Raw genomic sequence first — 14,173 nt, forward strand, 5'->3', positions numbered from 1 at the left:
ACCTCGACCCCGGCAGCGGCGAGCTGTCGGTGTCGAAGGTCTCGCCCGCTCGAGTCACCTCGAGCCCGGCCGACCGGGCCGTGATCCGTTGCCGGGGCCAGTGTGTCGATCGACCGATCGGGGGCTACTCCCCTTCGTCGGCGCCCACCCTAGCCACACCGTGCTCGGCGTCCTCGCACGGGTGGCACTCCACCTCGAAGGTGGCGTGGGCGATCCCGTGCACGTCGTGGAGCCGGTCCCGCACGAGGTCGAGGAGGGCCTGGGACTCGTGCACGACCATGTCGCCGTCGACCACGACGTGGGCCGAGACCGACGGATCGTCCGGGGCGGGCTCCCACAGGTGGAGGTGGTGGACGGCCACGACCCCGTCGACCTCGAGGATCGTGTCGGCGACGGCGTCGGCGGAGAGCCCGACCGGGACGACGTCGAGGAGGAGCCTGGCGGACGAGCGCAGGAGGGACCAACCCGTCCACCCCACCCACGCGGCGATCGCCAGCGCCACGAGCGGGTCGACCCACGCGGCGTCGGCGGCGATCACGGCGACGGCGCTGACGAGGACGCCCGCCGACCCCGCGGCGTCGCCGACCAGGTGCACGACCGCGGCGCGGGTCGCCATCGACCCCTCGGCCCGGGCGAGGGCGACCGCGGAGCCGGCGTTGACGAACAGGCCGACCAGTGCGACGACGAGGACCGGCCAGCCCTCGATGCCGTGGGGGTCGGTCAGCCGACGGATCGCCTCGTAGGTGATCCACGCCGTGGAGACGAGGAGGAGCGTGGAGGACGCCAGCGCGCCCAGCACGTCGGCGCGCGCCCAGCCGAAGGTGTTGCGCTCGGTGACGCCGCGCGAGGCGAGTCGCACGCCCACGAGCGCGATGCCGAGCCCGAGCACGTCGACCACCTGGTGGGCGCTGTCGGCGATGAGGGCGATCGAGCCGAACAGGGCGCCGGCGACCACCTGCCCGACGGCCAGGACCGTGTTGAGCACCAGCGCGACGGTGATGACCGACGCCGTCGACGACGGCGTGCCGTGGGCGTGCTGGTGAGCGTGACCGGTGGACATCGGCGCCAGCGTGCACGTCGGAGCGACGAGCGCGCAACGGGGGAGCGAGAGTGACTCCCGCTCCCCCGTCGACGGTCGGTTGAACCGGTGCGCTACTGGCGGATGACGCCCTCGGCGATGGCGGCCTCGGCCACGGCGCGGGCGACCTCGATGCCCACGGTGCGGTCGAAGACCGACGGGACGATGTGGTCCGGCGCCAGGTCGGCGTCGGACACCGCGTCGGCGATGGCCGTGGCCGCGGCGACCTTCATGCCCTCGGTGATCGAGTGGGCGTGGGCGTCGAGCGCCCCCCGGAAGATGCCGGGGAAGGCGAGCACGTTGTTGATCTGGTTCGGGTAGTCGCTGCGCCCGGTGGCGATGATGCTCGCCAGGCCGTCGGCGACCTCGGGGCGGATCTCCGGCTCGGGGTTCGCGAGCGCGAACACCATCGGGTCCTTGCCCATGCGCCGGAGGTCGGAGGCGTCGATGAGGCCGGGGCCGCTCACGCCGACGAACACGTCGGCACCCTCCATGACCTCCTTCAGCGTGCCGGCCTTCCGCTCGCGGTTGGTGTTCTCCGCGAACCACTGCTTGGCGACGTTGAGGTCCTCGCGACCTTCCCAGATCGCACCCTGGCGATCGGTGCCGATCACCTCGGCCACGCCGGCGGTGAGGAGGATCTTGCCGATGGCGACGCCCGCCGCGCCGACGCCGGCGATGACGACCTTGAGGTCCTCCATCTTCCGGCCGGTGAGGCGCAGCGCGTTCTGGAGCGCGGCGAGCACGACGACGGCGGTGCCGTGCTGGTCGTCGTGGAAGACGGGGATGTCGAGGCTGGCCTTGAGGCGCTCCTCGACCTCGAAGCACCGCGGGGCGGAGATGTCCTCGAGGTTGATGCCACCGAAGGTGGGGGCGAGGCGCTCGACCGTCTCGACGAGCTCGTCGGCGCTGTCGACGTCGAGGCAGATCGGGAAGCCGTCGACCCCCGCGAACGCCTTGAACAGCAGGGCCTTGCCCTCCATGACCGGCATCGCGGCCTCGGGGCCGATGTCGCCGAGGCCGAGCACTGCGGTGCCGTCGGTGACGATGGCGACGGTGTTGCGACGGATCGTCAGGTCGTGCGACTTGGCCGGCTCGTCGTGGATGGCCATGCAGACGCGGGCGACGCCCGGCGTGTAGGCCATCGAGAGGTCCTCGCGGTCCATCACCGGCGCGAGAGGCAGGACCTCGATCTTGCCGCCGTCGTGCATCTGGAAGGTGCGGTCCTCCCAGGACAGCAGCTCGATGCCGTCGAGGCCCTCGACCGCCGCGATCACCTTCTGCTGGTGCTCCTCGTCGCGGCAGTTGACGATGAGGTCCTCGTCGAGGTGCTTGCCCTTGGCCTCGAAGCCCTCGAGCCCGACGATGTTCGCCCCTGTCGCGCCTACTGCCGTCGCCAGATCCCCCAGTGCGCCCGGACGGTTGTCGAGCCGGACGCGGATCTTGAGCGAGTAGGCGGCAGTGGTGGATGACATGGCCCGAACGGTACCGGCGCTACCCCTCGTAGGCGAAGCCGAGATCGGGGGCGGTGACGAGCGGGAGGAAGCGGATGCCCTCGGCCTCCGCGAGCGCGCCGCAGCTCCCGCCGCGGTCGACGATCGGCATGATGAGGACCGGCTCGGCCCCCAGCTCGCGGACCACCGCAGCGGCCTCCATCGGCGAGCTGCCGCGCGTGACGGTGTCCTCGACGATGGCCACCCGGTCGCCCTCCTGCAGCGCGCCGGCCAGGCGCCCGGTGACCCCGTGGTCCTTGGCCTCCTTGCGGATCGAGAAGCTGCGGAGCTCGCGACCGCGGGTGGCGGCCACGGCGGCGATGCCGAAGGCCACGGGGTCGGCGCCCGCGGTGAGGCCCCCGATGGCGGTGATGTCGTCGGGGAGGAGCGCCAGCGCGACGTCGGCCACGAGCAGGATGCCGTCGGGCCGGCACGCCGTCTGCTTGGAGTCGATGAACCACGTCGTCGGCTTGCCGGACTTGAGGACGAAGTCACCGGTGCGGACGGAGTGCGCGAGCAGGTGCGCGACGAGATCGGCCCGGCGGGCCTCCAGGTCGGCGGCGGCGGTCGGGTCGGCGGGCGGCGCGGCGTTCATGTCGCCGAACCTAGGCGGTCGACGCCCCGCGCCCGACCCGGTTCCGCGGCTCTCGGGACCCCCCCACCGATCTCACCGTTCTTGGTACGGACCGCGACCCATGGTGTCGCGATCCGTACCAAGAACGGCATGCGGGCGGCACGCCACTGGTCGTCACGGGGCCCTCGACCGATCTTGGTACGGACTCGACCGATGGTGTCGCGATCCGTACCAAGAACGGCACGGGGCGGGTCAGCGGGCGGTGCCGCCGCCGTCGACGTTGAGGATCGCGCCGGTCGTGTTGGCGGAGCGGTCGGAGGCCAGGAACGCCACGGCGTCGGCGATGTGCTGGGGCGTCCCCGGCGGGAACCGCGGGTCGAGCAGCTCGGTCCAGCGGTCGGGATCGCCCCACCGCCGCTCGGCCGCGTCCCGCATCAGGCCCTCGAGCCGGGGCGTGTGGATGAGCCCCGGGTTGATCCCGACGACGCGCACGCCCTTGCGGGTGCTCGTCGAGCCGAGCGCCTGGGTGATCGCCATCAGCGCAGCGTTGCCGCCGACACCGGCGATGTACCCGGGCGTGGGCTTCACGCCCGCTCCGCCGATCACGTTGACGATCACGCCGCTGCCTCGCTCCCCCATGTCGGCCATGGCGTGCCGGCACAGGTTGACGAACCCGAAGACCTTCAGGTCCCACGCCTCCCGCCAGGTCTCCTCGTCGACGGCGGCGATCGTGCCGCTCGGGATCGCGCCGGCGTTGTTGACGAGGATGTCGGGCAGCGGCACCTCGGCCCAGAGCCGGTCGACCTCCTCGGAGCGCGACAGGTCGGCCGGGGCGACGTGCGCAGCGACGCCGTGCTCCTCGCGGATGCGGGCCGCGGCCTCCTCCAGCAGGTCCGCGCTGCGGGCGACGAGCCACACGTCGCAGCCCTCGGCGGCGAGGGTCTCCGCGGTGGTCAGGCCGATGCCCATCGAGGCGCCGGTGACGAGCGCGCGACGCCCGGTCAGTCCGAGATCCATCTGTCCCCCCTGTCGTGTCCGGTCAGACGTAGCGGACCGTGCCGTGGCCCTTCTCGACCTCGCCGATCTCGACGGCACGGTGGCCGGCGGTGCGCAAGACGTCGAGGGTCTTGTGGGCGTCCTCGGCCGGGACGATGACCGCCATGCCGATGCCCATGTTGAACACCCGGGCCATCTCGTCGTCGGCGACCCGCCCGAGGCGCTGGATCTCACCGAAGATCGGCGGCACCTCCCAGGTGCGCCGGTCGATGATGGCGTCGTGGTGGCGCCCGAGCGACCGGTTGAGGTTGCCGGGGATGCCGCCGCCGGTGATGTGGGCGACCCCCCGCACGTCGACGTGGCGCACCAGCTCGGCGATGGCCGGCGAGTAGATGACCGACGGCTGGAGCAGCTCCTCGCCGAGGCTGTGGCGGGCGCCGTCCCACGCCGGGTCGTCGAGCGACCGGCCGGCGACGTCGAGCAGCACCCGCCGGGCGAGCGAGTAGCCGTTCGAGCGCAGGTTCGGCGACGGGAGGCCGATGATGCGATCGCCGGTCCCCACGTGCTCGCCGGTGATGATCTGGTCCCGCTCGACGACCCCGGTGGCGAAGCCGACGAGGTCGAACTCGCCGGGCTCCATCGACCCGGGGTGCTCGGCCATCTCGCCGCCGATCAGCGCGCACCCCGCGGTGCGGCACCCCTCGGCGACGCCCTCGACGAGCTGCTCGATGTGGTCGGGGTCGAGCGTGCCGACGGCGATGTAGTCGAGGAAGAAGAGCGGTTCGGCGCCCTGGCAGGCGAGGTCGTCGACGCACATGGCGACGAGGTCGACGCCGATCGTGTCGAAGCGCCCGACCTTCTGGGCGACGAGCGCCTTGGTGCCGACGCCGTCGGTGGACGAGACGAGCACCGGGTGGCGGTAGCGGTGCGAGGGGAACTCGAACAGCCCGCCGAACCCGCCGATGTCGCCGATCACCTCCGGACGGAAGGTGGACCGGACCTTCTCCTTGATGCGCTCGACGGCGAGCTCACCCGCCGCGATGTCGACGCCGGACCCGGCGTAGGTCTCTCCCCCGCCCTGCTCCTGGTCGCTCAACTGCGGTCCTCGGCCTCGGCCTCGGCGCGACGGGCGCCGATGGCGGCGGCCTCGTCGACGGGCAGCACGCGCACGCCGTCGTCGATGCGCCCCCGGGCGTCGGACGGCACGAGCAGCTCGCCCTCGAGGACGCCCTTGCCGAGCGACACCGGGATCTCGACCGGGTAGCTCCCGGTGAGGCAGGCGTCGCAGAACCCGGCCTGGCCGGTGCCGGCCTGGTCGATGGCGCTGACCAGCCGGTCGAGCGACAGGTAGGCCAGCGTGTCGGCGCCGAGGAAGTCGCGGATCTCCTCGACGCTGAGGTTGGCGGCCAGCAGCTCGCCCCGGGTGCCGGTGTCCATGCCGTAGAAGCACGGCCAGCGGTACGGCGGCGACGAGACCCTCATGTGGACCTCGGTGGCGCCGGCCTCGCGCAGCATCTTGATCATCGCCCGGGTGGTGGTGCCCCGGACGATGGAGTCGTCGATGACGACGACCCGCTTGCCCTCGATGTTCTCGCGGAGCGGGTTCAGCTTCATGCGCACGGCCTGGGCCCGCAGCTCCTGGCTCGGGGCGATGAACGTGCGGCCGATGTAGCGGTTCTTCACCAGGCCCTGGCCGTAGGGGATGCCGCTGCGCCGCGAGTAGCCCTCGGCCGCGGGGAGGCCGGACTCGGGCACGCCCATCACCATGTCGGCGTCGACCGGCATCTGCTCGGCGAGCTGCTCGCCCATGTGGATGCGGGCCTGGTGCACGCTGCGTCCGTAGAGGCGGCTGTCGGGGCGGGAGAAGTAGACGAACTCGAAGATGCAGAGCGTCGGGTCGGTGCGCTCGGCGGCGAAGGGGAACGACGAGCGGGGGCCGTCGGCGTCGATGACGACCATCTCGCCCGGGTCGAGCTCGCGGATGAAGACGGCGCCGATGATGTCGAGCGCCGGGCTCTCCGAGGCGAGCACCCAGCCGTTGTCGAGCCGGCCGAGGCAGAGGGGGCGGAAGCCGTTGGGGTCGCGCACGCCGATGAGGTGGTCGGCGTCCTGGAGCGTGAGCGAGAAGGCACCCTCGAGGCGGGGCACGACCTCCATGAGGGCCGACTCGAGGCTGGCGTGGGCGCCCTCGCGGCCGAGCTCGATCGACAGGAGCTCGGCGATCACGTCGGTGTCGCTGGCGACGGCGCCGGGGAGCATCCCCGCCTCGTCCGCCAGCTGGCGCGTGTTGACGAGGTTGCCGTTGTGGCCGAGGGCGAACCCGATGCCGCCGACGTCGCGGTAGGACGGCTGGGAGTTGCGCCACACGCTCGACCCGGTGGTGGAGTACCGCACGTGGCCGATGGCGAGGTGGCCCGACAGCGCGACGAGCATCCGCTCGTCGAACGCGTTGGCGACCAGCCCCATCTCCTTGATGACGGTGATCGACTCGCCGTCGCTGACCGCCATGCCCGCGGACTCCTGCCCGCGGTGCTGGAGGGCGAACAGGCCGAGGTAGGTCAGGTGGGCGACCGGCTGGCCCGGTGCGTAGACGCCGAAGACGCCGCACGCCTCCTTCGGGGTGTCGTCCTCGGGGTCGACGTCGTCGACCTCGGGGTGGTGGGGCTCGTCGGCGTCGGAGGCGTCCACGTCGCCCATCGTAGGGGTCTGCCCGCGCGGTCCTGCGAACCGGCCCGTGTGACGCTCGTCAGCCCTGCGTGGTGCCCGATCCGAGGGCGTCGGGCAGGCGGTCCCGCCACGCCGCGGTGGCCTCGGCGAGCGGCACGTCCAGCAGGTCCTTCACCGCCAGGCGATCGCCGATGGCGACCCCGAGGCGGGTCGCCGGCACGCCGGCCGCCTCGGCGGCACGCTCGAGCGCCGTGAGGTGCTCGGCGGCGACGCAGACGACGACCCGGGACGGCGCCTCCGAGAACAGCTCGGCGTGGTCGGCGACGCGAGCGACGCTGAACCCGACCCCGGAGCGCACCGCCATCTCGGCGAGGGCCACACCGAGGCCGCCGGTCGACACGTCGTGCGCGCCCTGCAGGAGGCCGCCGGCGACGAGCGACCGCACGAGGTCGGCGAGCGCCGCGTGGGCGGCGACGTCGAGCTCGGGCAGCATGCCGCCGCGGTGGCCGTGGTCGAACGCCCAGCGGGAGCCGGCGAGCGCCGAGGACGGCGCGCCGAGCAGCACCAGCCGGCCACCCTCGACGAGGCCGACGCCGGGCGGGCGGCGGTCGAGCCGATCGATGACGCCGAGCATCCCGATGACCGGGCTCGGATCGATGTTCGCGCCGCGCGACTCGTTGTAGAGCGAGACGTTGCCGCCGATGACCGGGATGCCGAACGCCGAGCACGCTTCGCCCATGCCGTCGATCGACTCCGACAGCTGCCACATCACCTCGGGGTGCTCGGGGTTGCCGAAGTTCAGGCAGTTGACGACGGCGAGCGGGCGGGCGCCGACGACGGCGAGGTTCAACATCCCCTCGGCGACGGTCTGCGCCGTCCCGGCGCGGGGGTCGACGGCGCACCAGCGGTGGTTGCCGTCGGTCGTGAGCGCCAGGCCCCGTCCGGTGTCCTCCCCCGTGCCCGGGTGCTTGAGGCGGAGGACGGCGGCGTCGCCCCCGGGCGGCTCGACCGTGTTGAGGAACAGCATGTGGTCGTACTGCGAGGACACCCACGTGGTGTCGGTGAGCATCCCGACCAGGTCGGCCCCGGGATCGGTCGGCGCGGCGAGGGAGGACGGGTCGTCGCTGCGGCGGGCGCCGAGGTCGGCCGGCGCCTGGCGGGGTCGGTCGTACATCGGGCAGTCCTCGTGGAGCGAGTCCGCCGGGATCTTCGCCAGCTCCTCGCCGTCGAAGCCGTCGAGGATGCGCAGCCAGCCCACGCCGTCGGCGTCGGGCGGCGTGACCTTGCCGATGACGGTGGCCTGCACCTCCCAGCGAGCGCAGATCTCGAGCACCCGGTCGGCGTCGGGGGGCTCGACGATCGCGAGCATCCGCTCCTGGGACTCGCTCGTCATGATCTCGAACGGCTCCATGTCCGCCTCGCGCACCGGCACGGCCGACACGTCGACGTCCATGCCCATGCCGCCGCGCGACGCCGTCTCGGAGGTGGCGCCGCTGAGCCCGGCGGCGCCGAGGTCCTGGATGCCGACGACGAGCTTGGCGTCGAGCAGCTCGAGGCACGCCTCGATCAGCCGCTTCTCCTCGAACGGGTCGCCCATCTGCACGCTCGGGCGCTTGTCGGCGTCGGCCTCGTCGTCGGAGAACCCCGCCGAGGCGAGGACGCTGGCCCCGCCGATGCCGTCGCGGCCGGTGGTCGAACCGAGGAGGATGGCGAGGTTGCCGGCACCGGTGGCCTGGGCGAGCACCAGGCGGTCCTGGGGCAGCACCCCGAGGCACAGCACGTTGACGAGCGGGTTGCCCTGGTACGTCGCGTCGAAGACGGTCTCGCCGCCCACCGTGGGCACGCCGACGGAGTTGCCGTAGCCGGAGATGCCGCTGACGACGCCCTCGGCGATCCAGCGGGAGCGAGCGTCGTCGAGGGGACCGAACCGCAGCGGGTCCATGATCGCGATCGGGCGGGCGCCCATCGTGAAGATGTCGCGCAGGATGCCCCCCACCCCGGTGGCCGCGCCCTGGTAGGGCTCGATGGCGGAGGGGTGGTTGTGGCTCTCGATGCGGATCGCCGCGGCGATGCCGTCGCCCACGTCGACCACACCGGCGTTCTCACCCGGGCCGACGAGCACCCACTCGGCCTCGGTCGGGAGCCGCTTCAGGTGGATCTTCGACGACTTGTAGGAGCAGTGCTCCGACCACATCACCGCGTACATGGCGAGCTCGAGGGGGACGGGAGGACGCCCGAGGATCTTCTCGATCTCGGTGGCCTCGTCGTCGGTGAGGCCGAGGGAGCGGTGGAGCGGCTCGGTCATGGCCCGCACGCTACCGCCGCGGGCAAGGGCGCCCGGAACCACCGATCGACCGCGAAATGGAACGATGCAGAAGTCCGGAAATGGCATCTCGGGCAGCGACGAAATGGCGCTGCACTTGCGACGACGCAAGGCGGCGTGTTCCTCTGGTGGAGATGAACGCCAAGGCACGCAAGACGACGACCATGTCCGACGAGCACAAGGCCGCGCTGGCCGAGGGGCGCAACCAGGGGCGTGCGGTGCGCAACTACCTCGAGGCGCTGGAGGCCAACAAGCCCAAGAGAGGTCGCCGCCGCACCACCGACTCCATCCGCAAGCGGCTCGACGCCATCGAGACCGAGATGGCCGACGCCAACCCGGTGAAGCGGCTCCAGCTCGTGCAGGAGCGCCTCGACCTCACCGCCGAGCTCGACGCCGGCGACGAGTCGGTCGACATGGAGTCCCTCGAGGCCGCCTTCGTCGACGCCGCCAAGCCCTACAGCGAGCGCAAGGGCATCACCTACGCGGCGTGGCGCGAGATGGGCGTCCCGGCGGCGACGCTGAAGGCCGCGGGCATCGGGCGCGGCGCCCGCTGATCAGGAGCGGACGACGGCGCCCGACGCAGCGTCGATGACCGACTGGAGCAGCGTGCGCCCGTCGGCGGATCCGAGCAGATCGGACATGGCCCGCTCGGGGTGCGGCATCAGCCCGACGACGTTGCGCTCGGCCGAGCAGATGCCCGCGATGTCGTCGATCGAACCGTTCGGGTTGTCGACGTAGCGGAGCACCACGCGCTCGTCGCCCTTCAGCTCGGCGAGGGTCTCGGGCGAGCAGGTGTAGTTGCCCTCGAAGTGGTTGATCGGGACCCGTAGCTCGTCACCGACGTTCGCCGCCGAGGTGAGCGCCGAGTCGGTGGACTCCACCCGCAGCGTCGTCATGCCGCACATGAACTTCAGCCCGCGGTTCTTCTGCAGCGCACCAGGGAGCAGTCCGGCCTCGGTCAGCACCTGGAAGCCGTTGCAGATGCCGACGACGGGGCCGCCTTCGCGGGCGTGGTCGGCGACGGCGTCCATCACCGGGGAGAAGCGGGCGATGGCCCCGGGACGGAGGTAGTCGCCGTGGGCGAACCCGCCGGGGACGACGACGGCGTCGACGCCGTGGGTGGTGCGGTCGCCGTGCCAGAGGATCTCGCCGTCGCCGCCGAGCATCCGCACGGCCTCGATGACGTCGAGCTCGCAGTTGGACCCGGGGAAGAGGACGACACCGACCCGGGCGCTCATGCTGCCGCGCCCTCCCGCAGGTGGATCTCGACGTCCTCGATGACCGGGTTCGACAGGAACCGGGCGCACATGTCCTCGACCTCGGAGCGGGCCGACGCCTCGTCGGTGGCCTCCAGGGTGAAGCGGATGCTCTTGCCGACGTGGACGTCGCGCACCCCGTCGAACCCGAGCGCCGGAAGGGACCGTTCGATGGTGGCGCCCTCGGGGTCGGCGACCCCGGCCCGGTGCCGCACCTCGATGTGCACCTCGAAGATCATGCGGCCATCGTCCCACATCCTCGCCCCGCCCCCGGCACCTCCACCCCGCCCTGTCCCCGTCTCGCGCCGCTGGTTGGGCGCGACAACCGGCACATGCGCCCCCAACCGCGCCCGACCCCCCTGGTTGGGCGCGACATCCGGCACATGCGCCCCCAACCGCGCCCGACCCCCCTGGTTGGGCGCGACATCCGGCACATGCGCCGCCAACCGCGCCCGACCGGCCGGGTGGTGGGGGCACGCGGGTGGCGACGGGCGGGTCCAGCGTGGTGGATGGGGTGGGGGCGGGTCGGGGTCCCGTCAGCGGGCGTCGACCAAGCGCTCGCCGTCGAGGACAGGGGCGCAGGCCGAGGCGTCGTGGTCGGCGGCCCAGTCGAGGTCGACGCTCTGGCCCCGCTCGGCGAGCTCGATGCCGGAGCTGCAGGACGCCACCACCTCGGCCAGGTGGGGACGGGCGTCGAGGAAGGCTGCACGGGCGGCGCACGCCTCGGGGCTGAGCGACGCCGCGTCGTCGACGGCCGCGAGGATCGCCCCCGCCCCGAGCTGGTCCTCGAGCGCCGGACGGAGCGGGCCGGTGGCCCCGTTCCACCGCTCCCCGGCCGCGATCACCGCGATCGTGCCGCAAGGACCGGCCGCGTCCGACGCCGCCCGTGCCACCGCGGACGCGTTGCGGAGGCAGCCGGCGAACACGGCCCGCGCACCGGCCTCGACCGCGCCGACGCAGAGCGCCGAGCCGTTGGGCGAGGGCAGCACCAACCTCGTGCCGCTCGGGATCGACGCGAGCGACGCCGGCGAGAGGGACCACGGTGCCTCCCCGGTCGGACCCATGCGGTTCGACGCCACGACGGCGCCGCGCGCGGCCGCGAACTCGTGCTCGGAGCCGTCCTTCCAGCGGTACGGGAACACCTCGGCCCCGCGCGCCACCGCCACGTCGACCGCGGTGGTGAAGCGCAGCACGTCGACCACGACGACGACGTCCACGACCGGCGCCAGCCGGCGCAGCCCGTTCGGCCCCCACTCGAACCGCCAGCGCCACGCCCGCTGCTCGAACCAGCCAGGGTCTCGACCGCCGCCGTCCGCCGACGACACCGTCACCGCTCTCTCGTGCTCGCGACCCAGTCGTCGACCGAACGACCCGTCAGCCGCTCGAACGCCTCGACGTAGCGGGCCCGGGTCGCCTCGACGACGTCGGGGGGCAGCGATGGCGGCGGCGGCGACTTGTCCCAGTCGAGCCCGTCGAGCCAGTCCCGCAACGGCTGCTTGTCGAACGACGGCGGCGTCCCGCCCGGCTCCCAGCCGTCCGCGGGCCAGAAGCGGGACGAGTCCGGGGTGAGCACCTCGTCGGCCACCACCAGCTCGCCGTCGACGAAGCCGAGCTCGAACTTGGTGTCGGCGACGACGATCCCCCGCTCGGCCGCGAGCGCGGCGCCCCGGTCGTACAGGGCGAGCGAGATCGCGCGCGCCCGCTCGGCGACGTCGCGACCGACGATCTCGACCGCCCGGTCGTAGGAGATGTTCTCGTCGTGATCTCCGACCTCGGCCTTGATCGAGGGCGTGAACAGCGGCTCGGCCAGGCGCTCGGACTCCTGCAGGCCGGAGGGCATCGGCATGCCGTGGACCGTGCCCGACGTGCGGTACTCCTTCCACGCGCTGCCGCTGAGGTGGCCGCGCACGATGCACTCGATGGGCAGCATCTCGGCCCGGCGGCAGAGGACCGCGCGGCCGGCGAGCCCCGGATCGCCGGCGCCGTCGGGGAAGTCGGCGACGGCAGTGCTGAGCACGTGGCTCGGTGCGACGTCGGCAAGCTCCGCCGACCAGAACGACGAGATGCCGGTGAGCACCCGGCCCTTGTCCGGGATGGGCTCGGCCATCACCACGTCGAACGCCGAGATGCGGTCCGAGGCCACGAGCAGCAAGCGCCCGTCGCCGGCGTCATAGACGTCGCGCACCTTGCCCCGGTGGACGAGGGGCAGATCGACGCTCGGCTCGCTCACAGGATGTCCGACGGCGCGTAGGCCGCGGCCTCGGGGTGCGCGGCGACGAGGTCGCCCACGCGAGCGACGAACGCGTCGACCTGGGGGCCGGCGGCACCGGTGAACGACAGCGGGTCGGCCACCAGCTGCGCGACGGCGTCGGGTCCGAGGCCGAGCCGCTCGTCGGCGCCGAGCCGGGCCACCAGGTCGACCGCCTCGGTCGGGCGCTCTCGGCGGTCGAGCGCCGCGGCGACCGCGTGCTCCTTGATGATCTCGTGGGCCTGCTCGCGACCCACTCCCGACGCGACCGCCGCCATCAGCACCCGCGTCGTGGCGAGGAACGGCAGGTTCCGGGCGAGCTCGGCGTCGATCACCGCCGGGTAGGCGCCGAAGTCGGCGAGGACGGTGAGGAACGTCTCGAAGAGGCCGTCGAGGGCGTAGAACGCGTCGGGGAGGGCGACGCGGCGGACGACCGAGCAGGAGACATCGCCCTCGTTCCACTGGTCGCCGGCGAGGGCGGTGACCATCGTGAGGTGCCCGGCGAGGATCGCGGCCAGGCCGTTGACCCGTTCGCACGAGCGGGTGTTCATCTTGTGCGGCATGGCCGACGAGCCGACCTGCCCCGGCCGGAACCCCTCGGTGACGAGGTCGTGGCCGGCCATCAGGCGGATCGACGTGGCCAGGCTGGAGGGGCCGGCCGACGCCTGCACCAGCGCGGCGACGACGTCGAGGTCGAGCGAGCGGGGGTACACCTGGCCGACCGAGCCGAGGATGTGGTCGAAGCCGAGGTGGGCGGCGACGGCCCGTTCGAGGGCCTCGACGGCGTCGGGTGCGCCCAGCACGTCGAGCTGGTCCTGCTGGGTGCCGACCGGGCCCTTGATCCCACGGAGCGGGTACCGCTCGAGCAGGTCCTCGATCCGGTCGAGCGCCGCGAGGACCTCCTCGCCGGCGTTGGCGAAGCGCTTGCCCAGGGTGGTGGCCTGCGCGGGCACGTTGTGGCTGCGGCCGGTGATGACCGTGTCGCGGTGCTCGGCCGCCAGCTCGGCGAGCCGGGCGAGCACCGTGACCAGGCGGTCGCGGACGAGCCGGAGACCGAGGCGCACCTGGAGCTGCTCGACGTTCTCGGTGAGGTCCCGCGACGTCATGCCCCGGTGGATGAGCTCGTGCCCGGCGAGGGCGCAGAACTCCTCGATGCGGGCCTTCACGTCGTGCTTCGTCACCTGCTCGCGGCGCCGGATCGACTCGAGGTCGACGTCGTCGACCACCTTCTCGTAGGCCTCGATCGCCCCGTCGGGGACGGCGACGCCGAGGTCCCGCTGGGCCCGGAGCACCGCGAGCCACAGCTGCCGCTCGAGGACGACCTTGCGCTCGGGCGACCAGACCTCCCGCATCGCCGCGGAGGCGTAGCGGGTGGCGAGAACGTTCGGGATCGGGTCAGCCACGGGGGGTCTCCTCGGCGGGCGCGGCGGGCGCGGCGGGCGGCCGCGTACGGGCGAAAGGGGCCGATCGGCCCATCAACGACGATCGTCCACAGGCCGATCCTTGACACAGGAGTCGGGGCTGCGCACGGCCTCGAC

The 14,173-nt window shown here is 72.8% G+C and carries 13 protein-coding genes; 1 reads left to right on the plus strand and 12 read right to left on the minus strand.

Translation table 11 applies throughout. From position 1 onward, the window contains the following. Positions 1–124: 124 nt before the first annotated feature. The 7 genes from GH723_RS17545 to purL all read right to left on the minus strand — a co-directional run bounded on the left by GH723_RS17545 (position 125) and on the right by purL (position 9,113). Positions 125–1,060 carry a cation diffusion facilitator family transporter gene (locus GH723_RS17545; RefSeq protein ID WP_153760857.1) on the minus strand — a complete coding sequence of 312 codons (936 nt, stop codon included), beginning with the start codon at positions 1,058–1,060 and terminating at the stop codon, positions 125–127. Between the two features lie 92 nt (positions 1,061–1,152). Next, positions 1,153–2,553, minus strand: coding sequence for an NAD-dependent malic enzyme (locus tag GH723_RS17550; protein ID WP_153760858.1), 1,401 nt, complete (start codon positions 2,551–2,553; stop codon positions 1,153–1,155). 19 nt (positions 2,554–2,572) lie between these two features. Then, positions 2,573–3,166 (minus strand): orotate phosphoribosyltransferase, encoded by a 594-nt coding sequence (gene pyrE, locus GH723_RS17555; protein ID WP_153760859.1) that lies wholly within the window; start codon positions 3,164–3,166, stop codon positions 2,573–2,575. 231 nt (positions 3,167–3,397) lie between these two features. Continuing rightward, the gene (locus tag GH723_RS17560) at positions 3,398–4,162 is read right to left on the minus strand and encodes a short-chain dehydrogenase/reductase (RefSeq protein ID WP_153760860.1); all 765 of its coding nucleotides are present in this window, start codon (positions 4,160–4,162) and stop codon (positions 3,398–3,400) included. 22 nt (positions 4,163–4,184) lie between these two features. Continuing rightward, positions 4,185–5,237: a phosphoribosylformylglycinamidine cyclo-ligase gene (gene purM, locus GH723_RS17565; protein WP_153760861.1), complete on the minus strand. Its 1,053-nt coding sequence runs from the start codon at positions 5,235–5,237 to the stop codon at positions 4,185–4,187. Beyond that, positions 5,234–6,838, minus strand: coding sequence for an amidophosphoribosyltransferase (gene purF / locus GH723_RS17570; RefSeq protein WP_153760862.1), 1,605 nt, complete (start codon positions 6,836–6,838; stop codon positions 5,234–5,236). The genes purM and purF overlap by 4 nt, the downstream gene beginning before the upstream one ends. A gap of 49 nt (positions 6,839–6,887) precedes the next feature. Next, on the minus strand, positions 6,888–9,113 hold the full coding sequence (purL, locus tag GH723_RS17575) for a phosphoribosylformylglycinamidine synthase subunit PurL (protein WP_153760863.1): 2,226 nt from the start codon (positions 9,111–9,113) through the stop codon (positions 6,888–6,890). A 152-nt stretch (positions 9,114–9,265) separates the two neighbouring features. Between purL and GH723_RS17580 the strand changes: the two genes are divergently transcribed. Next, on the plus strand, positions 9,266–9,685 hold the full coding sequence (locus tag GH723_RS17580; protein WP_153760864.1) for a hypothetical protein: 420 nt from the start codon (positions 9,266–9,268) through the stop codon (positions 9,683–9,685). Here GH723_RS17580 and purQ read toward each other — a convergent pair whose 3' ends face one another. From purQ to purB, 5 genes are all read right to left on the minus strand, one after another. After that, entirely contained in the window at positions 9,686–10,369 is a 684-nt protein-coding gene (gene purQ / locus GH723_RS17585) for a phosphoribosylformylglycinamidine synthase subunit PurQ (protein WP_153760865.1), read from the minus strand. It lies immediately after the preceding gene. Then, positions 10,366–10,626, minus strand: coding sequence for a phosphoribosylformylglycinamidine synthase subunit PurS (gene purS, locus GH723_RS17590; protein WP_153760866.1), 261 nt, complete (start codon positions 10,624–10,626; stop codon positions 10,366–10,368). Before purS ends, purQ begins: the two co-directional genes overlap by 4 nt. A gap of 297 nt (positions 10,627–10,923) precedes the next feature. Further along, positions 10,924–11,718 (minus strand): 2-phosphosulfolactate phosphatase, encoded by a 795-nt coding sequence (locus GH723_RS17595; RefSeq protein WP_229022915.1) that lies wholly within the window; start codon positions 11,716–11,718, stop codon positions 10,924–10,926. Then, the gene (locus GH723_RS17600; RefSeq protein ID WP_229022916.1) at positions 11,715–12,617 is read right to left on the minus strand and encodes a phosphoribosylaminoimidazolesuccinocarboxamide synthase; all 903 of its coding nucleotides are present in this window, start codon (positions 12,615–12,617) and stop codon (positions 11,715–11,717) included. The genes GH723_RS17595 and GH723_RS17600 overlap by 4 nt, the downstream gene beginning before the upstream one ends. Further along, positions 12,614–13,987, minus strand: a complete 1,374-nt coding sequence (gene purB / locus GH723_RS17605; protein WP_407650253.1) for an adenylosuccinate lyase — start codon at positions 13,985–13,987, stop codon at positions 12,614–12,616. The genes GH723_RS17600 and purB overlap by 4 nt, the downstream gene beginning before the upstream one ends. Between the last annotated feature and the right edge of the window lie 186 nt (positions 13,988–14,173).

Source organism: Actinomarinicola tropica, from assembly GCF_009650215.1.
GTDB classification, from domain to species: domain Bacteria; phylum Actinomycetota; class Acidimicrobiia; order Acidimicrobiales; family SKKL01; genus Actinomarinicola; species Actinomarinicola tropica.